The following is a 21,457-nucleotide window of genomic DNA, read 5'->3' as shown; positions in this document are numbered from 1 at the left end:
CACTCCCGCGCTACCCGGCCAGGTCGCTCAAGAACAGGACGGGCTAGACTGCGTTGCCCAATACGAGGGTGCCCCCTGCCTCGAATACGTTGCCAACCCCGTGGCAGAGGGAGGTGCGAATTCCAGGGATCTGGGCGTCGGCCTGGCCCCGAAGCTGTCGAACGCTCTCCTGGATCGCGAACATCCCGTACATCCCGGTATGCGTGTAGCTCAATCCACCACCATTGGTATTCACCGGCAGCTTGCCGCCAGGCCGCGTATGTCCATCGGCATAGAAGGCAGCAGCTTCTCCGGCTTTGACAAAGCCAAGCGCCTCGAGCCCCCACAACGGAAATTGGGCGAAAGGGTCATAGAGCATCAAATGATCTATATCCTTGTGACCTAAGCCTGCTGACCGAAATGCTTGTTCCGCTGAAATGCGACTTGCCTTTCCTTCCGCCAATTTCTCCGTTTGACTTGCGAAAATAGTCTCCACACCCTCTCCGCTGCCAAGCAGATAGACCGGAAAATCGGTGAGGTCGCGAGCGCGCTCGCGCGAAGTGAGCACGAGTGCGCCTCCACCATCGGTAACCAGGCAACACATCAGCCTGGTCAATGGCCAAACGATCATGCGTGCATCAAGCACCTGATCAACAGTAAGTGGCGTTCTCGCATGGGCCCTGCTGTTCAACGCGGCCCATTCGCGCTGCACCACCGGAACATATGCTAGCGCCTCTCGTGTTACGGCATACTTCTCCATGTAGTGCAGCAATGGCAGATTGCACTGAATGATTGGATCAAGGGCGCCGTACGGCATTTCGAATTGACCATGCAGAGAGTGGGTATATGCCGGCCAAGGCCTTGCACCAATTTGCGACCGACCGCTCTCTCCGTGGGTAATCAGAACTGTGTTGCAAAGGCCCGCTTCTATAGCAGCAGCCGCATGGCGGACCATCAGCATGAATGAGCATCCGCCAACGTTTGTACTGTCGATCCATCTTGGCGTGATGCCGAGACAGAACGCAATTTCCGCCGCGTACTCACTTATCGCCGCAATACCGTCGATATCGGAGGGCTTCAAGCCGGCGTCCTGCAGTGCGAGAAGAGCGCTCTGAGCATGCATTCCCAACTCAGACATATCTTCGATCTTGCCGAGTTGCGAAGTTTCACTCGCGCCTACAATAACGGCACTCCTTGGCATCATTGGTTATTCCCCGAGGGTTTGAAAAGAGGGAGTGCGATAGTATCGTTCAAGCGGGAATAGACGACCTCAAGGTCCATACCCAATTCCATCGAAGTCGGAGAAGCGTCTACGCCGATCAGGTTGGTGAGCATCCTTGGCCCTTCCTCCAACTCAACGATCGCAACTACATAGGGAGATTCAAACCCCGGCACGGGCAAATGGCTTATCACGTAACTGGCCAGGATGGCTTTTCCGCAAGCCTCAACAATGCTCACGTTCGAGCAACCGCACTTTCTGCAAACTGGACGTGGCGGGAAGTAGACGTGCGAGCAGTCGTCGCATTTCTGCAAACGCAACAATCCGATCCTTGTGCCTTCCCAGAAATGACTCGTTTCAGGCGTCGGACTGGGAATCCAGCGTTCTTTCCGCATACTCATCTTTCCGCCTGTCTATTCCGCCGCAGATCTCGTTTAGGTCTCGCCCCGGCGCATAGTTCGACCGCCCGCCCCACAGGATCAACTGGTTGGACGACGGTACCCATCGTTGAGAATGGTTCTGGCGATAATGTTGCGCTGAATCTCCGATGAACCCTCATATATGCGGAATATTCTGAGGTCACGCAGGTAGCGCTCCAGCGGAAAGGCCCGTGTGTATCCATAGCCGCCGTGGATCTGCAGCGCACGGTCGGCAATACGCCACGCCGCTTCGCTGGCATAGAGTTTCGCCATTGAAGCTTCCACCGAGAAGCGCTCTCGACGTTCACGCAAGCGCGCGGCATTCAGGCCAAGACCGCGAGCGGCCGCAAGTTCGGTAGCTGAATCGGCGAGCATCCATTGGAGTCCTTGCAGGTCCGCGATCGGATGCCCTCCGACAAATCTGGTCTTGGCGTAGTCAATTGCCGCCTCCAGAGCGGCGCCTGCTATTCCTGTAGCTTGCGCAGCAACCTCTATTCGACCATTGTCCAACACCTTCATAGCCGTTCGAAATCCCTGGCCCTCGTCTCCCAATAGACAAGATGCAGGAACAAAACAGTCAAGGCTCACCGTGAACACATGCCCCCCGCGGAGGCCCATTGTTTTTTCATGGGAGGAGATTTCCACTCCTGCGTGTTCCGACGGCCGTATCAAATAGGCGCTTATTCCACGCGCACCTGCATCGGGATTGGATTTGGCGTAGACAACAATAAAATCAGCGGCGGCCGCATTCGAGATGAAGCATTTTTGACCGGTTATGCGGTAGCCATCTCCTTCTCGTCTTGCCCTCGTTGACATCTCGGCCGGGTTCGATCCCGCTCCCGGCTCGGTCAAAGCAAACGCTCCGAGGTATTTGCCACTCGCAGCCAATGGTAGGATTTCCGCTCGTTGGTCTTCATTGCCACCTATCAGAACGGAATCGGTGGCGAGGAAGTGCGCAGTCAACATGGAAGCGGTAGAGCCGCACACCGCGGCTATCGCTTCTACCGCCTGATACAGAGCTGAACCTGAAAGGCCCAATCCGCCCCACGTCTCCGGCAAATTCATGCCCATTGCGCCGAGATCACCAAGCGCTGCTTGATGTCGTGTGACAAAAAGCTCTTCCCGATCGATCCGTTCCGCCTGGGGCAGAAGGACCTCCCGGGCAAACCGCTTTACCTGATCAACTATCGCTTGCTCGAATTCCTCCACCACAGCTATTTTCCCTTTCCGGTCTGTGCAGCGAGTTCTCGACGTATCTGCTCCCCATCCGCATCCAACGCCGGTGCAGGTCGACGTCCCCCTCGTGGCGATCCATCGAAACGTACTGGTTGCTCGGGTATTCGCAGTTCACCAAGTTCGGGATGCTCGACGACAGACGTCAGGTTCCTGGCCTGTATGTGTTCCCCAGTCCAAGCATCTTTGGCAGATACTATTGTCGCTGCTGGAATGCCGGCCTGAGACAGAATTGAGACGGCTTGAGCGGCAGAATATTCACTCCCCCACCTTTCGATGTAGAGGCTAAGTTCCACTTCGTTCTCCCGCCTCAGTGCATCACTCAGAAATCTTGGGTCATTCCTTAACTCCGGGAATCCGATTGTTTCGGAAAACAGCTGAAAGAGCCGGTCATTCAGAACCGCTATTGCAACGTGTCCAGACTTGACGGCGTAGATCCCAAATGGAGCTGACAACGGATGCTTGTTTCCGGAACGCCGCGGCGTACTTCCCTCCAGCAGCACACGGCATGCCGCAGTTGGCATTACCGAAAGCAGGCTGTCCAAGAGCGCAACATCGATAAATCTGCCACTCCCCGTTCTCTCGCGATCGAGCAATGCACAAATCATCCCCAGGGACGCAAACAATCCGCCCGCGATGTCTCCTAGCGCCTCGCCAACCATGGTTGGCGTTCCATCGGGCTCCCCTGTCAAGTCCATCAAGCCGCTCATGGCTTGAACAATGACGTCGTATGCAGGGAGATCGCGCAAAGGGCCGACCGCGCCAAATCCCGAAAGACTCACATAAACGAGGCCCGGATTGCCTGCCCGAGCAACTTCGTAGCCCAAGCCGAGTTTTGACATTACTCCAGGTCGAAAATTCTCGATGAGCGCATCGGCGCTGGCAATCAACTCATGCGCTACTGCAAGATCTTCCCTGGATTTCAGGTCGAGCACAATTGATCGCTTGCCGCGATTCACCGTTTGAAAAAGCAGGCTTTCGCCGTTCCTGAAAGGACCTATCCGGCGGTAGTCGTCACCATCCGGACTTTCGACCTTTATCACTTCGGCCCCAAGGTCAGCCAATAGTGCCGTGCAGTAAGGCCCCGCGAGTACACGGGTGAAATCAACAATCCTAAGCCCCTCCAGGGGGCGTCTCGCTTTTCCGTTATTCGAATCCGACCGACTCGCAAACATCGCAACTACCTCAATGAAGGGTTCGACCAACGCCCTATCCCACCGACCGCCAGCGATCTTTCCAGAACTGCGATCGCACCTCGCGCCGCAGCAGCTTGCCCACCGCACTGCGCGGCAGATCGGGCCAGATCTCGATCACCTTGGGACTCTTGACCCCTCCGAGCCGCTGCTTGCACAGGACGATCAACTCGTTCTCCGAGACCGACATTCCGCTCTTCAGCTGCACAACGGCGCGAACGGCTTCGCCCCATCTGTCGTCCGGGACGCCGACGACGATACAGTCGAGGACGGCGGGATGTTCGTTGATGATGGCCTCGACCTCGGCCGGAAAGACATTGAACCCGCCGGTGACGATCATGTCCTTCTTGCGGTCGAGGATCGTGACGAAACCATCTCGGCTCATGACGCCGATATCGCCGGTCCGCACATAGCCGTTGACCAGCGTCTCCGCCGTGGCCTGCGGGTTCTTGTAGTAGCAGCTCATGCAGCAGGAGGACCGCACGGCGATCTCGCCGCGTTCGCCAGCCGGCAGGAACGCTCCGTTATCGTCCAGGATGCGCACGTCGACATAGTCCCACGCGCGGCCCGCCGACACCAAAACGTCCTCGTTGAAGCTGCCATCGGCGCGGATATAGTCCTCGGGACGCTTGATGAGCACTGGCGTCAGCGTTTCGGACTGCCCGAACCCCTCCCACATGACGGGGCCGAACACACGCACGGCCTCCTTGAACTTCTCCGGCGCGATCGGTGCCGCGCCGGTTGTCAGCACGACGAGCGACGAGAAGTCCGCCGTCGCCGTGCGCGGATGCGCCAGCAGCGCGCTCACCAGCGTCGGCGGCAGGAAGAGGTGCGTGATCCTCTCACATTCGATGGCGTCCAGCACCTCGTCAGCCGAAAAGCCGCGCAGGATGAAGTTGGTGCCGCCATTCGGCAACAGCGCCAGCGCAAAGAGCCCCGCCACGTGAGAGAGCGGCGCGATGGTCAGCAGCTTGATTTGGCCGCGCCCCGGATAGTGGGATGCGTTGAGGTGGACGATCTCCGCTTCCGCACTTCGCTGGGTGTGCACTGCCCCCTTGGACGGGCCCGTCGTCCCACCCGTGGGCATGATGAAGGCGACATTGTCGAGCGCGACCGGCTCCCAGGGGAAAGGCTGCCAGCATCCCTCGATCCACTGGTCGAGGGCTTCCCCGTGGGAGGAAGGCGCGTCGATGCAGATCCACTCCCTGACGCCAGGACAGAGCTGCTTCAGCTCTGCGACACTTTGTTCGAGCGTGCTGCCGTAGAAGATCATCTCGCAATCCATGAACGAAATGACCTGCGCATTGGTCTCGATCGAGTTGCGGTCATGGACGGCTACCCATGCCAGCCCGGCACGGTTGATGCCGAGCTCCAGCAAGGTGATCCGGTGGTCGTTCGGGCTGTAGATCCCGATATTCGCGTTCGAACCCGACCCCGTGGACTTGCGCAGCCGGTTGGCGATGGCATGGGCGTAGCGAGCCGCTTCCGCATAGGTCATTCGGACCGAACCGAAGACGATCGCTTCACGTTCCGGAAACCGGTCGGCGGCAATTTCAAGATAATCTGCGATACGCATCTGCGGACCCCCAATCGGTTCAGATTTCATCGAGTGCCGGCTTCGGCGCCGGACCGGCGAGCGCATGTCCGAACCTGCCTGCAAGGCGCTGTCTGACGCTGCTGATCAGGCCGGCCACTCCCTCAGGAAGGACATACATGGCAAGAATGAGAATGACGCCGTAGACCGCCCAGGGCGCGGCCTTAGATAGCTCGTCCGCGACATTCGGCACGAATTGAATGAATACACCGCCGAAGACCGCGCCCCAGATCGACGTCACCCCTCCGATTACGCATCCGACGATGAGCGACAACGACAGGAGAAAGGTGAAGCTGTCGGGGGCGACGTACTGGACAGCAACAGCGCTGAGCGCGCCGGCGATGCCGGTATACATGGAGCTGATGCCGAAAGTGAGCGACTTGTAGCGGGCAGTATTCACGCCCATCGCTTTGGCGGCTACCGGATGGTCTCGTAGGGCCAGTAGTGCGCGACCGATGCGTCCGGCGACGAGGTTCTGCGCCACGAGGAACAGAATGACGGCGACACTGCCGCAGAAGAAATAAAGCCATCTGTCGGGCGTCAGCTTGAAGTCAAAAACCAATCCGAGCGGCAGATCATATCGGCCAGAGAAAGGTAGGTCGATTGGCGGCACCGGCTTTGGGATGATGATGCCCTGCACCCCACCGGTCCAGCTTTCGAGCTGGGCGTGCTTGAGGACCTGAGGCAACGCGATGGCCAACGCCAGTGTCGCCAGGGCCAAATAGTGTCCCTCGAGTCTGAGCGCCGGAAAACCAAAGAGAAAGCCCACTACGAAACACAGGATAGCGGCAATCGGAATCGTCGCCCAATACGGCACGCCGAACTTGGACACCAGGATCGCTGCGATGTAAGCGCCGACGGCATAGAATGCGCCGTGACCGATAGATACCTGGCCGCTGTAGCCTATCAGCAAGTTCAGCCCAAGGACGGCAATCGCATAAACGAAACACAGCGCGATCTGAAAGACGGTGAAATTCTTCAGGAAGAATGGAAGCGCGAGGGCTACGGCTCCCAGGAGGATTAGAAGAGCCGGCTTATAGGCGGGCATCCAACCGATATGTACATGCCGTCGCACAAGATGTGATGTTTGCGTCGTCATTTCGCTTTTCCTCTCGCGCTAAACGCGTTCCAGAACTGGTCGCCCAAACAGGCCCGACGGCTTAATCAGCAGCACGAGAACGATCATGATCAGCGCAACACTCAACTTGAGTTCGGTGCCGACGAGATAGGCTCCAGCAAGGTTCTCGATGACGCCGAGCATGAAACCGCCCAGGACCGCGCCCCAGGGATTGTTGATTCCGCCGAGCAGCGCCGCGGCTAGCCCGTAGAGCAAGACGCCACTCATCATGTTGGGGTCCAAAAACACGACAGGCGCGATGAGCATGCCTGCCACCGATCCGATCGCAGCAGCGAGCCCCCAGCCGAGCGCCAGCATCCAGCTCACCCGTATGCCGACGAGGCGACTCGATACGGGATTGAGCGCAGCCGCGCGCATCGCCAACCCCAGCGTCGTGAAGCGAAAGAAGCCAAACAGCGCCGCGAGAAGGATGAGGGTGACGATGATCTCGCCGAGTTCATGGCTGGAGAAAAACCGGGTGCTCGGCAGGAACGTGCCGTCGAACGGCGAGGGAAACGACTTGATCGTGTAGTCCCAGACCCAGCCCGCGACGCTGTTGAAGATCACCAGCAGGCCAATGAAGATCAGCACGTGGGTCAGCAGCGGTGCCCTCTCCAGCGGCTTGATGATGATCCTCTGGATTGCCACGCCCGCCACGAGGGAGAAGACCACGGTCGCCAGGAATGCGATCCAGTAGGGCACTCCAGCTTGGATCAGCGTCCAGGCTATGTATGTCGAGAACATAGCCATCTCGCCCTGCGCGAAATTGATGTGATTGGTCGTCTGATAGATCATCACGAGAGCAAGTGCGATCGAGGCATAGATTCCGCCTGTCGCTATGCCCGCGAAAATCTGATGCAGCAGCTCTTCCATGACCGCGCCCCTGCCCCTCAGTGTCCGAGATAAGAGCGGCGAACCGCTTCGTCGTTCTTCAAGTCCTTAGCCGGTCCCGAGATGGCTATCCGCCCCGTTTCCAGAAGATAGGCGCGCTCGGCCAGGTCGAGGGCTAGGTTCGCGTTCTGCTCGATTAGCAGAATGCTGACGCCGTCCTCCTTGTTGATACGCCTCATGATCTCGAAGATTTCCGCAACGATCAGAGGCGCCAGGCCGAAGGAAGGCTCGTCGAGAAGCAGAATCTTCGGCCGCAGCATCAGCGCCCGGGCGATAGCGAGCATCTGCTGCTCTCCGCCCGACAACGTCCCCGCCTGCTGGTTCCGCCGCTGCTTGAGAACCGGAAAACGGCTGTACATCCGTTCAATGTCGGACAGCACGTCCTTGCTGTCCTTGCGGGTGTATGCGCCGAGTTGAAGATTCTCTTCGGTCGTCATGGCCGAAAAGGTGCCCCGTCCGTCTGGCACATGCGCAAACCCCTGCCTGACGATGTCCTCGGTCGCGCGACCGCTGATTTTCTCGCCGCGCAGGAAGATGTCACCGCGTGTCCGCACCATGTTGAAGATCGCGCGCAGAACGGTCGTCTTGCCAGCGCCGTTGGCGCCGAGCAGCGTCGTGATCTCACCTTCCTTCAGCATGAGGTCGACCCCATGGACGACCTGGGTAGCGCCATAGGAGGCACACAGGCCGTGTATTTCGAGCAACGCGGCCGTCACGACTTTCCTCCCAGATACGCGCGGATAACATCAGGATGTCCCTGGACTTCCGAAGGGCTCCCTTCCGCGATCTTCTGCCCGAAGTTCAGCGCGACAACCTTGTCGGAGACGCTCATGACAAGGCCCATGTGGTGCTCCACGAGCAACACGGTGATGCCGAGTTCGTCGCGGATGCGGCGGATGATGGTCCGCAGTCCGTCGATCTCCTCATGGTTGAGGCCACATGCCGGTTCGTCGAGCAGAATAAGCATCGGATTCGAGGCCAGCGCTCGCGCGAGCTCGACACGTTTTTGGTACCCGAATGGGAGGTCCGCGACCGCCTTGTCTTGCACTGCGACGAGGTTGAGAAGGCGCAGGAGATCGCCGGCACGCTCGCGGAGGCACCCCTCCTCCCGCTTCACGCCGAACGTACGCAACGCGTTGGCGACGAAGCCGCTGCTTGCCGTGCAATGAGCTCCGACCAGGATATTGTCGAGGACCGACATGGTCTTGAAAAGGGCGATGTTCTGGAAAGTGCGGCTGATACCCAGCCGCACAACATCGTGCTGCGGCACTTTCAGGACATCCACGTCGCCACACCGGATCTGCCCGCTGGCCGGCTCGTAGATGCGGCTAAGGCAGTTGAACAACGTCGTCTTGCCCGCGCCGTTCGGTCCGATGAGACCGCAGACGGTTCCCTTCTCGACGTCGAACGTCATACCGTCGAGGGCCGTGATGCCTCCGAAACTGATCGACAGATCGCGAATCGACAGGGCCGTGATTCTTCCGGCGAGAGCAGATTCCTGGTGAAGCTCGACATCAGCTTGCATCAGCCTGTGTCCATTCTTTTGGACGTCCCGCGGCGCGTCCTCCGCGGGCTTTTTCGACCCGCCGATCGGACGCGGGGTTGATGTTTCCGGTCCGCGCGACGTCACGTGTCGTAAAACCGCGTAAACGCCGTGACCGGCTCCCGCTCGCTCACAAAACCATTGGCGGGGCTTTGGCCGTCGCTGTGGCCCAGCGCCATGCCGCAAATCACGCGAACGTTGTCTGGGAGTACGAGCGCTTCCTGCACGGCACTGCGAAGTACCGCGAAAGCCGCCTGCGGGCATGTTTCCAACTGCCTGGCGCGGGCCGCTATCATGATGTTCTGCATGAACATTCCGCAGTCGAGAACGTTGCGGACCATCACCTCCGCGACCGTGAAGATCATTCCAACAGGAGCCCCAAAAAACTCGTAGTTCTTGCGCAACTGCTCATGCATGCGCTCCTTGTCGCCGCGCTGGATTCCAAGGCTTGCATAAAGCGCGCCACCGACCCTGCGGCGACGTTCGAGGTAAGGCGACACCCATTCGGTCGGATAGACGTCACTGTCCTCGACCCGCTGGTCCGCAAGGGAGTAGTCATTGAAACTGGCTACCATGGCGGCGGTGAAACGGCGGAGCGCCGCACCGGTCAACACATGGACGTTCCATGGCTGGGCATTATGTCCCGAAGGTGCGCGGCTTGCGACCTCGAGAATATCGACGATGACTTCGCTCGGTACCGGCTTCGGCAGGAACTGCCGGCAAGAGCGACGCGACGTAATCGCTGCATCGACCGCTGCGATGTCGCTCAGTGCGATATTTTTCGGCTTGATAGCCACGTCCATTGAAGTCTTCCTGCTTGGTTTTTTCGACGCCGACGCCCACTGGCGAGGCGTAGCGTATTGGCAGATCAAGGGGCGTTCCGACAGGAGCAACCCCTCATCCGACTAGCTACCTGCCGATCACATCGCCAAAGCCGACCCAGTTCTTGCCGTCGAAACGGGAAAGCCGCACCTGCTCGATCACGCCGTAGTCGGTCGAGCTCGTATTGACGACAATACCGGGAAGCAGCATCGGCACACGAAGCTCCTTGAGGTTGGCGGCCTGCTTCATGACATTCTCCCGTGTGAGATTGTCACCGCACTGCGTCAGGATTTGCTCAAGGAGCTTGGCCATGATGTAGCCATGCACGCTGTTCACATCCGTGAGATTGCCGGGATACCATTTGTTCATGAAGGCGGTCCACTCGACGACGTCCGGATCGTTGGCCCAAGCCTTGTCCGTCGGGTCCTTGAGGAAGTCGGCGGTGACGAGGCCTATCGACTTGTCGAGGCCGGCCGGCTCGAGTGCGGTCGCGACGGACGAGGCGACGCTGGAGATGAGCGTAAGCGGCTCCCAGCCAATATCGTGCTTCTTGCGGATCATCTGGGCAGAGAACTTCGGCAGGCCGAAGAAGAAGAAGGCATCGACGCCCGCGCCCTTCAGCGCGATGATCTGCGAATCCAGCGTCGCGTCGGTCACTTCGTAGGTTTGCTTCATCGCGACCGTCTTGCCGGCCGCCTCGAGTGACCGCGCCAGACCGCGCAGCGCGTCCTTTCCGGAGTCGTCGTTCTGGTAGAGGATGCCGACCTTGGCGTTCGGCTTCTCCTGCAGGATATACTTGCCGAAGATCTCGCCCTCGGTCTCATAGCTGGGCAGATAGGGAATCGTCCATGGATACTTGGCCGGGTTGTTGAACTTGGCGGCACCCGTGTCGATCAGAACTTGGGGGATCTTGTTCTGATTGGCATACTGATGCACTGCTGTGTTCGTGGCAGTGCCGAGGCTGCCGAAGAGGAAGAGCACTTCGTCCCGCTCGACGAGCTTGCGTGAAACTTCCAGCGCCCTGGGGGGCTGAAGGCCGTCGTCTTGGGACAGGAAGACTATCTTGCGGCCGTTTATACCACCCGCCGCATTGAGTTTCTTGAAGTAAGCCTCCTGCGACTTGCCAATGACGCCATATGACGACGCCGGACCACTATAGGGCATGGTTTGCCCGATCTTGATTTCAGCGTCGGTCGCACCAGGGTCGTACGTTCCGCCAGCATAAGATTGCGAGCCGACGATTGCGAAGCCAAACAGCACCGTCGCCGCGACACCAGTCCTGATCCCAGTCATGTCCTCTCCTCCGTTAGGTACTTCGCCCGTCCCCAGACTGCCAAGCGCCTCGACGCCGACTCCTGGGTGGGTTTAATCGTCGGCGCTTCATCGCTTCTGTCGTAGTCGCTCCCCCTGTCGGGCAAGCTCGGTACGCTAGGCGATCTTGTATATCGACAAATTGACTATGAAGTCAATTTTTTTCTTCTGACTTCAGACAATCGAGCGAGGAGTTCTAAGCGATCGTGACGTCGGATGCGATGATGACGTCACGCCGGTCGCCAATCAGCTTCGCCAAGTCAGGTCCGGTCCAGCGAGCGCGCAATCAGCTCGCGCATGATCTCGTTCGTACCGCCGTAGATGCGCTGCACCCTGGCATCTCGGTAGAGTTCGGCGATGCGGTACTCGTTCATGTAGCCGTAGCCGCCATGCAGTTGCAGGCAGTTGTCGACAATGCGTCCCTGCATTTCACTTCCCCACCACTTGGCCATGGCGGCCCTCTCGGGCGTGAGCGTGCCGGCCTCCAGTTCCTCCACCAGGCGATCAATGAAGGCGGAAAAAATCTCGCTCTCGCTCTTGGCCTCGGCGAGCTTGAAGCGGGTGTTCTGGTAGTCCATCAGCCGCTGGCCGAACGCCCTGCGATTCTTGACGTAATCGAGCGTAATTTCGAGCGCGCAGCGGGACGCCGCGAGGGCACAAACCCCAATCACGAGCCGCTCCCAAGGCAACTGCCCCATCAGCTGGTAGAAGCCGCGGCCCTCTGTCTCGCCGATGAGGTTCGCACGCGGAATGCGCAAGTCCTGGAAGAAGAGCTCCATCGTGTCCTGCCGGTCCATGCCGAGCTTGTCGAGCGCTCGGCCGCGCTGGAACCCCTCGGCGCCAGCTGTCTCCAATGCGATCAGGGAAATGCCCCTGGCCCCCGCCTCCGGATCGGTCTTGGCGACGACGATCAGGAAATCGGCATTCGCCGCGTTGGAGATGAAGGTCTTCTGGCCATTAAGGACGTATTCGTTACCGTCGGCGATGGCCGTGGTGCGGATCGACTGCAGATCGCTCCCGGCTCCGGGCTCGGTCATCGCGATTGCACCAACCCATCCGCCGGAGGCGAGCCTCGGCAGCCAAGCGCGCTTCTGCCCATCCGTCGCGAAGGCGGCCAGATAGTGCTGGACGATGTTATGGACGCCGATGCCCCACCCGGTATCGCCGATCCGGCCCTGCTCCAAATAGGTGACCAGATCGAAGGTTCGCGACAGGCCCGACCCACCATACTCGACCGGCGTGGAGGCGCCGAGGATGCCGAGCGCGCCCGCCTGCTCCCAGAAGGCATGGGGCACGCGCCGCTCCCGCGTCCAACGTGCGCGATGGGGCTCGTAGTCCCGCTCAAGAAATTTCCGGACCGTCTGGCCGAAGGCACGGTGGTCATCAGCAAGCCACGCGGCTTCCGGCATGTCGCCTCCCGGGTCGAGCAGTTCGCGTCACCATGTATGTTCAAACGATATAAAATATTGACTTCATAGTCAACATGATATTTGTTGAGACTGAGCGAAGGAACCTACTTCCTCTCCTCCCGAGACTGCCAGAGCTCCCATCGGGACTCTGGCTTTTTTTTGGCTAGTGGCTGCGCGCGTGTGCAAAGGGGCGAGCCAGTAAAACGCGAAGCACCCTGGTCATCACTTCTACTGAGGGTCTGCGCCGCCATCTGGAATGATGTTTTCTGCCCGCCCCAGTCGGCTGCCCTATCGACAGATATTATGTTTTACGCAGCCTGCAAAAACCTGTAATCCCCAGTCAGAAAAATGATTTACCGTTGATCCAGGCTAGCGCGACGGATGGTAGATTGAGATTCGCGCACCATGATTCGGGAGTTCACATTGGCACCCTGGAAGAACTCGCTGCAAACTAGCATGAAGATCAGGCGCCTCAAGCGCGAGGCTGTGCTCAAGGAAGCCGGCAAGGCTTTTGGGCAGCGCGGCTATCACAATACGTCGCTTGACGACATTGCAGAGGCGCTAGAGGTCTCGAAGGGAACACTCTACAACTACGTCAAGGACAAGCAGGAGATCCTCTACGAGCTGCATAAGGTCACTATGCGTATTGCCGGAGAAGCTTTCGAGCATGGGAAAGCGCTGGGCGGTACGGGTGCCGAGCAGTTGCGAAACATTCTGCGACAGCACATTTCTTCATTTACCACGGAGCTAGGGGCCTGCGCCGTCTTGGTCGACATGGATGCTCTACGGGACCAGGACCGCGCTGAGATCGTCAAACAGCGCGACGTCTTTCACAAGATGTTCGTGAAGATCATTGAGAAGGGGATCCGTGATGGGTCCATTCGACCGGTAGAGCCGAGCCTGGCAGTCTTTACGTTCATGGGAGCCATTTTCTGGTTGCCCAAGTGGTATTCGCCGGCCGGAAAATTGCGCGGCGATGAATTCGCGGACGCGATGGTCGATCTGATGATGTCCGGCCTCCTCCAGACCCGGCCGTCGAAAAGCGTCGCCCGGAAATCTCAGGCAGCAACGTAGTACGCATAGCCAGGCACCAGGCCGGTACCATCTTCACCGGCGAAGCCCTCGCGAGAACATCGGATCTGACGCCGCGACCGATCCAACAGGGATCTCGCAGTTCGCGCTTGAGTAGGTTTCCCATGGTATTGGGCGGAAGCGCTTCAACAATTTCAACGGCGTGTGAGCGCTTGAAGGTTGCAAGCCGTTTTTCGCCTCGCGTTCATTGTGGCGGGGGTGGTCATGGTCCTGTTGCTCTCCGCGACCTTTTCGATGCGCTCGAGAATGGTCTTCAGGTGGGGACGCATGCGATCGGCCTTGACCGCGTCGTAATCGAAGGGGAAGCCTTCGGTGGCCAGATAGTTGACCTGTGCCAGCTCCATCTGGATCGCATGCACATTCTGCTGCGGCCGGCCGTAATGGCGCGTGGTCCAGCCGCCGCGGAAGCGGCCGTTGAGCACATGGGTGTAGCCCTCGGCCACTTCCGTCACCGCAACGGTGGCCGCCTCGATTGCCGGATCGCAGGTGACGCCGCCATCGGTGGCGATATTGAAGTCCGGCAGGCGGCCTTCGAACAAGAAGGGGATCAGCGAGCGGATCGAGTGGCAGTCGTAGAGCACCGCAACGCCATGCGTGGTCTTGACGCGTTCGATCTCGGCGGCCAGCGCTGCATGATACGGCCGGTGAAAGGCGTCGCGCCGGGCGACGATGTCGGCCTCGGTCGGCTCCGCCCCTTCCTTCCAGATCGGCTTGCCGTCGAAATCGGTCAGCGGCAGCGTCGTGGTGTTCTGGCCCGGATAGAGGGTAACGCCTTCCGCATCGCGATTGGCGTCGATGACATAGCGGTGGAAGGTGGCGCGCACGATGGTTGCATTGGGCAACAGGCCTTCATAGAGCCTGTGCAGATGCCAGTCGGTGTCGGCCAGCAACAGGCCGTTGTCGTTTAACCGCCTCCGTATGTCAGCAGGCACGTCGACGCCGGTGTGGGGAAAGCCGAGGATGACCGGAGAGGTGCCACGGGTAACTTCGAACACTTCGCTCATCCCACCCCTCCGGCACGGGCAGCAGAGCGGCCAGAGCCTCGACCGCCTCCGCGTGACCTTCTCGTTTTCTTCCCGGACTTATCGGTTGCCATGCATGTCTGAGCGCCGCCGGCAGCCGGCGGCGCCGAAAAACGCTCAGAGAATGCCCGGCATGTTCAAGCCATGCTCTCGGGCGCAGTCGATCGCGATCTCGTATCCCGCATCGGCGTGGCGCATGACGCCGGTCGCGGGGTCGTTCCACAATACGCGGGCGAGACGCCTGTCGGCCTGCTCCGTTCCATCGCAGACGATGACCATGCCGGAATGCTGCGAGAAGCCCATGCCGACGCCGCCGCCGTGATGCAGGCTGACCCAGGTCGCGCCAGACGCCGTGTTCAGGAGTGCATTGAGCAGCGGCCAGTCGCTGACGGCGTCCGAGCCGTCCCGCATCGCCTCGGTCTCACGGTTCGGCGAAGCGACGGAGCCCGCGTCAAGATGGTCGCGGCCGATCACGATCGGCGCCTTCAGCTCGCCGCTGCGCACCATCTCGTTGAAGGCGAGGCCGAGCTTGTGGCGCAGGCCAAGACCCACCCAGCAGATCCGCGCCGGCAGGCCCTGGAAGCTGATGCGTTCCTTCGCCATGTCCAGCCAGTTGTGCAGATGCGGGTCGTTGACCAGCTCCTTGACCTTAGCGTCGGTCCTGTAGATGTCCTCGGGGTCGCCCGACAGCGCGACCCAACGGAACGGTCCGATGCCGCGGCAGAAGAGCGGGCGGATGTAAGCGGGCACGAAACCAGGAAAGGCGAAGGCAGTCTCCAATCCCTCCTCTAGCGCCATCTGGCGGATGTTGTTGCCATAGTCGACCGTCGGGATGCCCTGCCCGTGGAAGGCGACCATCGCCTCTACCTGCACCCTCATGCTGGCGCGCGCGGCCTTCTCGACCGCCTTTGGATCGCTCGCCTGCCTGGCGCGCCAGTCCGCCACCGTCCAGCCGAGCGGCAGGTAGCCGTGAATCGGATCGTGCGCCGAGGTCTGGTCTGTAACGATGTCCGGGCGCACGCCGCGTTTGACCAATTGGGGGAAGACCTCGGCCGCATTCCCAATCAGCGTCACGGATTTCGCCTCGCCGGCCTTGGTCCAGCTGTCGATCAGCGCGAGCGCCTCGTCGAGGCTGTGCGTCTTCTCATCGACATAGCGGGTACGCAAGCGAAAATCGGCGCGCGCCTCGTCGCATTCGACGGCGAGGCAGCTCGCCCCTGCCATCACAGCGGCGAGCGGCTGAGCGCCGCCCATGCCGCCAAGGCCGCCGGTCAGGATCCACCGGCCTTTCAGGTCGCCGCCGTAATGCTGGCGGCCGGCCTCGACGAAGGTCTCGTATGTGCCCTGAACGATGCCCTGCGAGCCGATATAGATCCACGAGCCTGCGGTCATCTGGCCGTACATGGCCAAGCCCTTGCGGTCGAGTTCGTTGAAATGGTCCCAGTTCGCCCAGTGCGGCACCAGGTTCGAGTTCGCGATCAGCACACGCGGCGCGTCCTGGTGGGTGCGAAACACGCCGACTGGCTTACCGGACTGCACCAGCAGCGTCTGATCGGATTCCAGCCGCTTCAGGCTGTCGACGATCAGGTCGAAATCCTTCCACGTCCGTGCGGCCCGGCCGATGCCGCCATAGACCACCAGTTCATGCGGGTTCTCAGCCACGTCGGGGTGGAGGTTGTTCATCAGCATGCGCAGGGGCGCCTCGGTCAGCCAGCTCTTGGCGCTGATCTCAGTGCCGGTCGCCGGGAAGACATCGCGGATGTTGTGTCTCGGATTGTTCAAGTTTTCATTCCCCTAGTCAGGCCGACAATTGGCCCAAGATGATGTTGCGTTGAATTTCCCCTCGCGCCACACGCGCCGGGCGCCACCAGAGTGACCTGACCTGGGGTAGCGCGAGTTCAGACATATCGTCCTCCAAAAACACGGGCGTGCAGAGGATTGAAGCCGATGCGATAGGAAAGCTCGGCCGGGTGACGGATGTCCCAGATCGCCAGATCAGCATGCGCACCGGGCGAGATCACGCCGCGGTCCGCCAAGCCTAGCGCGCGGGCCGCATTGCAGGTCACTGCCCTCAGGCATTCGGCGGGGGTCATGCGGAACAGCGTCGCGCCCATGTTCATCGTCAGCAGGATCGAGGTGAGCGGCGAGGTGCCAGGGTTGCAGTCGGTCGCAAGCGCGATCGCTACGCCCGCCGTGCGCAGCGCCTCGACGGGCGGATGCTTCGTCTCGCGCAGTGTATAGAAGGCGCCGGGCAGCAAGACCGCGACCGAGCCGGACGCGGCCATCGCCGCGATGCCGTCGGCACCCAGATATTCAAGATGATCGACCGACAGTGCGCCGCGTCGTGCCGCCATCGCCGCGCCGCCGAGGTCCGAGAGTTGCTCGGCATGCAGCTTGACCGGCAGGCCAAGCATGATCGCGCGATCGAACACCGTCGCGATCTCGTCGCGCGTGAAGGCCATCCCTTCGCAGAAGCCGTCTACCGCGTCGATCAGGCCCTCGGCATGGGCGCGCTCCATGCCGGCGATCGCCACCTCGCGGATGTAGCCGACGCGGTCTTCGCGGTATTCTGCAGGGAGGGCGTGGGCCGCGAGCCAAGTGGTGACGACGTGGACGCGGCGCACCTTGCCAATGCGGCGTGCGACTCGGAGCATCCGGATCTCGGAAGCGACATCGAGCCCGTAGCCAGACTTGATCTCCAGTGTGGTGACGCCTTCGGCGATCAGGGCGTCCACGCGCGGCAGCGCCAGCGCCAGAAGCTTCTCCTCGTCGGCCTCGCGGGTGCTGCGCACGGTAGACAGGATGCCGTGGCCGGAGCGGGCGATCTCTTCGTAGCTCGCCCCCTCGAGCCGCATCTCAAATTCGCCGGCGCGGTCGCCGCCGTGGACAATATGCGTATGGCAATCGATCAGGCCCGGCGTTACGAGCCGGCCTTCGAGATCGCGTGTAGGAGCATCGCTATGGGCGGCTGGCAGGTCTGCGTCGAGACCGACCCAGGCGATCCGGCCATCCTCGATCGCAATGGAAGCGCCGTTGAGGAGCCCAGACACCCCGCCCCCCACCCCTGCAATCCTGGCATTTCTGAGAATTTGCATCCGACGCGCATCCTCCGCGGCCAAGCTCTATGAAGTAATAAGTCTGAACATAAGACATATATATGTCTAATCTTATTATACCAATATGTCTAGACTTATTGATGCGACGAACCTGGCCGTAGCCAACGAAGGAGACAAGGATGACCGCCATTTGGGCCAAGCACGCGCTTCTTCCGGAAGGTTGGGCGGAAAATGTGCGCGTTGAACTCGGGGTAGATGGGCGGATTGCGAAAGTCGAAACCGGGTCGTCCTCCGGCGGCGAACGCGTCGAGTTGCTGCTGCCCGCCATGGCGAATGTCCATTCGCACGCCTTTCAACGCGCAATGGCCGGCCTCTCGGAGGCGCGCGGCCTGCAGTCGCGCGACACGTTTTGGACCTGGCGGCAGATTATGTACCGCTTCCTCGACCACCTCACGCCTGAAGATGTGGAAGCAATCGCGGCGCTTGTGCAGATGGAGATGCTGGAGGCCGGTTATGCCACCAATGTCGAATTCCACTACCTGCATCACCAGCCGGGCGGGGCACGCTATGACAATGTCGCCGAAATGTCCGAGCGGATCGCCGCCGCGGCCGCGCGCACGGGCATCGGCCTAACGCTGCTGCCGGTGCACTATCAGTTCGGCGGCGTAGATCGGCGGCCTCGCGGGCCTGGCCAGCGGCGTTTCGGGACGACGCCGGACGAATTCGGGCGCCTCCTCGAGGCCGTAGAGGGGACATTGCGCCACCTGCCGTCCGATGCCGGAATCGGCGTCGCACCGCATTCACTTCGGGCAGTCAGTCCCGAGGGGCTTGAGCTATGCGTGAACCTGCGTCCCGAACGCCCGCTGCATATGCACCTCGCCGAACAGATTCCCGAGATCGAGGAGGTTGAGGTTGTTTATGGCCGCCGCCCCGTCGAATGGCTGCTTGATAACCACAGCCCGGATCGGCGCTGGACATTGATTCACCTGACACACATGACTGTGGACGAAACCCGCCGCCTGGCTGTGACCGGCGCCGCTGCCGGCCTTTGTCCGATTACGGAATCGAGCCTCGGCGACGGGATTTTCAACGGCACGATATGGAAGGAAGCGGGAGGGCGACTGGGGTTCGGCTCAGACAGCAATGTCCGCATCTCGCTAGTCGAGGAACTGCGCACGCTCGAATACAGCCAGCGCCTGCGCGACAGCGCACGCGCCGTTCTGGCCGAGCCGGGGCGCTCCACCGGGCGGATGCTGTACGAGGCTGGGCTCGACGGCGGCGCAACGGCGGCGGGTCGCGAGAGCGGAGCCATCGCCCCAGGTCTTTGGGCCGATCTTTGCGCCGTATCGCTCTTCAATCCGGTTCTCTATGCTCGCGAGCGCGACGAGATTCTCGACAGCTTTATTTTTGCCGGCGACGACAGTCTCGTCCGCGACGTCTGGGCAGCAGGCCGCCACGTCGTGCGCAATGGGCGGCATGTGGACCATGAGCAAATCATCGCCGAATATCTGGGCTGCATTGGCAGATTGCAGGAGCGGATGTGAACGAAAGACAAGGCGGCCCGACCGTGCACAAGGCGCAAAGCATCGCCAGCGAGGTTCGGCGTCGTATAGTCGAACGCGAATGGCGCCAGGGCGATCGCATCCCAGACGAGGCGGAGCTGGCCGTCGAGTTCGACGTGGCCCGCTCGACGGTCAACAAGGCCTTGCAACTCGTGGCTGACGAGGGGCTCCTGGATCGTCGTAGACGGGCCGGCACCCGCGTTGCCGTCAATCCGGCCCGCAAGGCGACATTCTCCATTCCAATCGTGCGGGAGCAAATCGAGCAGGCTGGCATGGCCTACAGCCATCGCATGGTGACCCAACGGCGCAGCCCGGTTCCAGCGCAAGTCGCCGTACGGCTCGGCCTGCCGGAAGGCGAGATCCTGCTGCACCTTCGAACCGTGCATTATGGTGACGGCAAGCCCATCCAGTTGGAGGACCGTTGGATCAATCCTCACGCCGTACCGAGGCTGGAGCAGGCCGATTTCCGCCGAATAAACGCCAACGAATGGCTGGTGCGCAACTATCCGTATCTGCGCGCCGAATTTGGTTTCTCGGCCGAGAACGCTAACCGGCGTGACGCGCGGTTGTTGCAGACGCGGCAGGGACAGGCACTGTTGATCATGCACCGTACCACTTGGAGCGATCTCGGCCCGATTACCACCGTTCGTATCGCGTTCCAGCCCGGCCATTTCGTGGGCACCGAAGACGCTACTGAGCGAAGCCCCTCGCGGCAGGGCAACGCGCAACAATGACTACGAAATATACTCATCGAGCGGGCTAACAGCTGCACTAAGCAGCGTGTGGGCTTCCGATCCCGCGTCGCGTTCGGACCAACTTCGTCCATGATGAGCAACGTCGGCGCGCGCTTCGTCCGACGCGCGCCTTTGGTCGGAACAGCTCGAAGCTCGAAAAGGATCGATTATCGCGAACGGCCGCGGCGATGACGCGAAAAAAAGGAATCGCAGCCTTCGTCGCCAAGCGCCGCCCGCAGTTTCGCCGCGATTGAACCAACCGAACGGAAGACAACTCAGTTCCGCAGCGATCGTTCATGTTCAACCTCCCAGCAGATTTCCATAAGGTCCCATTCTGGCGAATTGAGCGCGCGGCAAACGGCCGGCGCAATTTCGCGGCCAGCCGAACGAGATCACTTCCCCCCTAGGCATCGACGCGCCGCTGACACCGCCGCGCGTTCAGTTCAGTTTGCCCACGTTGGTTGTCGCTAGATTTTCTTTGATCCTCCGGTGCACACATCGTGCACACGCCGCGCGAGCTCCGAACCGTGCTTCCCGAACGCAGTGAACATTTTCTAAGTTGTTGATTTTTCTTGCTGTGGCGGCCCCTTCCGTCCCGTTTTGTTTACGGTCGTTTCGCCCAATTCGTTGCGATTTCGTTGCGGCATTTCTTAACGCGAACGGCGACCGCTCCGACGTTACTATCTTCGGGGATTTGGGCGCGCTTGCTGAGACTCGCCTAAGGTCCAGCCGACAGAGCGGTCGTTGCCAGACTGGCTGGGCCTTACGGTGGGCGCGGACTTGGCCCTATCTTGCTTGAGGCGGTGAGTTGCTCTGCGAGCGGTGGGGGTTCGAGTCAGTGGTCCGCTACATCGCGAAACCCACTAACGTTGAGGCGCTGTTTTCATATCGACGGGCAGCCTAACTCTAGAAGTAGTGTCTTTATCATTCACCAAAACCCGCCGTTCGTGCGCCATCCCTCGCCGCCGAAATGGCCTTGAAGTGAGTTCAAATCCCGGAAGCGTAACACCCCACCGTGCGAAATGTCGCCCAAAACGCGAAAGGCGCCTCCTCCGGGCCATCCGTGCCGATATCGTTAGAACCGGTGGTCACGGGAGGCGCAACATCCGCTCCTTGCGATTGATTGAACGGAGATTCGATGTGGCGGAGAGAGTGTCCGTCAACCTCCATTGAAAGATAACGCTTTTTCGGCCTTCCTAGACCAAAACCTACCGCTTGAGCTACGGCCGGAAAATGGGGTTTCGCTTTCGACAAAAGCCTG

Annotated in this window: 18 protein-coding genes; 3 read left to right on the top strand and 15 right to left on the bottom strand. The window is 60.5% G+C overall.

Features of this window, described 5'->3' with window-relative positions:
- Positions 1-43: 43 nt before the first annotated feature.
- From JQ567_RS23150 to JQ567_RS23095, 12 genes are all read right to left on the bottom strand, one after another.
- Complete coding sequence (locus tag JQ567_RS23150; RefSeq protein ID WP_212440929.1) at positions 44-1,183, bottom strand: thiolase C-terminal domain-containing protein; 1,140 nt, start codon at positions 1,181-1,183, stop codon at positions 44-46.
- Positions 1,180-1,593 (bottom strand): Zn-ribbon domain-containing OB-fold protein, encoded by a 414-nt coding sequence (locus JQ567_RS39100; protein WP_212440928.1) that lies wholly within the window; start codon positions 1,591-1,593, stop codon positions 1,180-1,182. The genes JQ567_RS23150 and JQ567_RS39100 overlap by 4 nt, the downstream gene beginning before the upstream one ends.
- Before the next feature lie 84 nt (positions 1,594-1,677).
- The gene (locus JQ567_RS23140) at positions 1,678-2,829 is read right to left on the bottom strand and encodes an acyl-CoA dehydrogenase family protein (RefSeq protein ID WP_312017450.1); all 1,152 of its coding nucleotides are present in this window, start codon (positions 2,827-2,829) and stop codon (positions 1,678-1,680) included.
- A 2-nt stretch (positions 2,830-2,831) separates the two neighbouring features.
- The gene (locus tag JQ567_RS23135) at positions 2,832-4,055 is read right to left on the bottom strand and encodes a CaiB/BaiF CoA-transferase family protein (RefSeq protein WP_249165643.1); all 1,224 of its coding nucleotides are present in this window, start codon (positions 4,053-4,055) and stop codon (positions 2,832-2,834) included.
- 4 nt (positions 4,056-4,059) lie between these two features.
- Positions 4,060-5,619, bottom strand: coding sequence for a class I adenylate-forming enzyme family protein (locus JQ567_RS23130; RefSeq protein WP_212440927.1), 1,560 nt, complete (start codon positions 5,617-5,619; stop codon positions 4,060-4,062).
- Between the two features lie 19 nt (positions 5,620-5,638).
- Positions 5,639-6,736, bottom strand: coding sequence for a branched-chain amino acid ABC transporter permease (locus tag JQ567_RS23125; protein WP_212440926.1), 1,098 nt, complete (start codon positions 6,734-6,736; stop codon positions 5,639-5,641).
- Positions 6,737-6,754: 18 nt separating this feature from the next.
- Positions 6,755-7,627 (bottom strand): branched-chain amino acid ABC transporter permease, encoded by an 873-nt coding sequence (locus JQ567_RS23120; RefSeq protein ID WP_212440925.1) that lies wholly within the window; start codon positions 7,625-7,627, stop codon positions 6,755-6,757.
- A 17-nt stretch (positions 7,628-7,644) separates the two neighbouring features.
- Positions 7,645-8,361 carry an ABC transporter ATP-binding protein gene (locus tag JQ567_RS23115; protein WP_312017449.1) on the bottom strand — a complete coding sequence of 239 codons (717 nt, stop codon included), beginning with the start codon at positions 8,359-8,361 and terminating at the stop codon, positions 7,645-7,647.
- Positions 8,358-9,170: an ABC transporter ATP-binding protein gene (locus tag JQ567_RS23110; protein WP_212440924.1), complete on the bottom strand. Its 813-nt coding sequence runs from the start codon at positions 9,168-9,170 to the stop codon at positions 8,358-8,360. Before JQ567_RS23110 ends, JQ567_RS23115 begins: the two co-directional genes overlap by 4 nt.
- A 101-nt stretch (positions 9,171-9,271) precedes the next feature.
- Positions 9,272-10,081: a nitroreductase gene (locus JQ567_RS23105; protein WP_249165642.1), complete on the bottom strand. Its 810-nt coding sequence runs from the start codon at positions 10,079-10,081 to the stop codon at positions 9,272-9,274.
- Positions 10,082-10,097: 16 nt separating this feature from the next.
- Positions 10,098-11,303, bottom strand: coding sequence for an ABC transporter substrate-binding protein (locus JQ567_RS23100; protein ID WP_212440923.1), 1,206 nt, complete (start codon positions 11,301-11,303; stop codon positions 10,098-10,100).
- A 278-nt stretch (positions 11,304-11,581) separates the two neighbouring features.
- The gene (locus JQ567_RS23095; RefSeq protein ID WP_212440922.1) at positions 11,582-12,730 is read right to left on the bottom strand and encodes an acyl-CoA dehydrogenase family protein; all 1,149 of its coding nucleotides are present in this window, start codon (positions 12,728-12,730) and stop codon (positions 11,582-11,584) included.
- Positions 12,731-13,186: 456 nt separating this feature from the next.
- On the opposite strand from JQ567_RS23095, the gene JQ567_RS23090 reads away from it, so the two are divergent.
- The gene (locus JQ567_RS23090; RefSeq protein WP_212440921.1) at positions 13,187-13,804 is read left to right on the top strand and encodes a TetR/AcrR family transcriptional regulator; all 618 of its coding nucleotides are present in this window, start codon (positions 13,187-13,189) and stop codon (positions 13,802-13,804) included.
- A 152-nt stretch (positions 13,805-13,956) separates the two neighbouring features.
- On the opposite strand, the gene hutG is transcribed toward JQ567_RS23090, so the two are convergent.
- The 3 genes from hutG to hutI form a co-directional block, all read right to left on the bottom strand.
- On the bottom strand, positions 13,957-14,826 hold the full coding sequence (hutG, locus tag JQ567_RS23085) for an N-formylglutamate deformylase (protein WP_212440920.1): 870 nt from the start codon (positions 14,824-14,826) through the stop codon (positions 13,957-13,959).
- Between the two features lie 135 nt (positions 14,827-14,961).
- Entirely contained in the window at positions 14,962-16,626 is a 1,665-nt protein-coding gene (gene hutU, locus JQ567_RS23080) for a urocanate hydratase (RefSeq protein WP_212440919.1), read from the bottom strand.
- 116 nt (positions 16,627-16,742) lie between these two features.
- Positions 16,743-17,939, bottom strand: a complete 1,197-nt coding sequence (hutI, locus tag JQ567_RS23075) for an imidazolonepropionase (RefSeq protein ID WP_212440956.1) — start codon at positions 17,937-17,939, stop codon at positions 16,743-16,745.
- Between the two features lie 140 nt (positions 17,940-18,079).
- Here hutI and JQ567_RS23070 point away from each other — a divergent pair, with 140 nt between their 5' ends.
- Together JQ567_RS23070 and JQ567_RS23065 are read left to right on the top strand one after the other, a co-directional pair.
- Positions 18,080-19,444 carry a formimidoylglutamate deiminase gene (locus tag JQ567_RS23070; RefSeq protein WP_212440918.1) on the top strand — a complete coding sequence of 455 codons (1,365 nt, stop codon included), beginning with the start codon at positions 18,080-18,082 and terminating at the stop codon, positions 19,442-19,444.
- Entirely contained in the window at positions 19,441-20,196 is a 756-nt protein-coding gene (locus JQ567_RS23065) for a GntR family transcriptional regulator (RefSeq protein WP_212440917.1), read from the top strand. The genes JQ567_RS23070 and JQ567_RS23065 overlap by 4 nt, the downstream gene beginning before the upstream one ends.
- Positions 20,197-21,457 lie beyond the last annotated feature (1,261 nt).

The organism is Bradyrhizobium sp. AUGA SZCCT0431, from assembly GCF_018131065.1.
Classification (GTDB): Bacteria; Pseudomonadota; Alphaproteobacteria; order Rhizobiales; family Xanthobacteraceae; genus Bradyrhizobium.
Note: the sequence above shows the minus strand (reverse complement) of the source record. Positions and strands in the feature narration are given on the sequence as shown.

Bases quoted from the DNA above. Each gene is read 5' to 3' on its own strand.
- JQ567_RS23150 (WP_212440929.1), bottom strand. From the start codon at position 1,183: ATGATGCCAAGGAGTGCCGTTATTGTAGGCGCGAGTGAAACTTCGCAA.
- JQ567_RS39100 (WP_212440928.1), bottom strand. From the start codon at position 1,593: ATGCGGAAAGAACGCTGGATTCCCAGTCCGACGCCTGAAACGAGTCAT.
- JQ567_RS23130 (WP_212440927.1), bottom strand. From the start codon at position 5,619: ATGCGTATCGCAGATTATCTTGAAATTGCCGCCGACCGGTTTCCGGAA.
- JQ567_RS23125 (WP_212440926.1), bottom strand. From the start codon at position 6,736: ATGACGACGCAAACATCACATCTTGTGCGACGGCATGTACATATCGGT.
- JQ567_RS23120 (WP_212440925.1), bottom strand. From the start codon at position 7,627: ATGGAAGAGCTGCTGCATCAGATTTTCGCGGGCATAGCGACAGGCGGA.
- JQ567_RS23110 (WP_212440924.1), bottom strand. From the start codon at position 9,170: ATGCAAGCTGATGTCGAGCTTCACCAGGAATCTGCTCTCGCCGGAAGA.
- JQ567_RS23100 (WP_212440923.1), bottom strand. From the start codon at position 11,303: ATGACTGGGATCAGGACTGGTGTCGCGGCGACGGTGCTGTTTGGCTTC.
- JQ567_RS23095 (WP_212440922.1), bottom strand. From the start codon at position 12,730: ATGCCGGAAGCCGCGTGGCTTGCTGATGACCACCGTGCCTTCGGCCAG.
- JQ567_RS23090 (WP_212440921.1), top strand. From the start codon at position 13,187: ATGAAGATCAGGCGCCTCAAGCGCGAGGCTGTGCTCAAGGAAGCCGGC.
- hutG (WP_212440920.1), bottom strand. From the start codon at position 14,826: ATGAGCGAAGTGTTCGAAGTTACCCGTGGCACCTCTCCGGTCATCCTC.
- hutI (WP_212440956.1), bottom strand. From the start codon at position 17,939: ATGCAAATTCTCAGAAATGCCAGGATTGCAGGGGTGGGGGGCGGGGTG.
- JQ567_RS23070 (WP_212440918.1), top strand. From the start codon at position 18,080: ATGACCGCCATTTGGGCCAAGCACGCGCTTCTTCCGGAAGGTTGGGCG.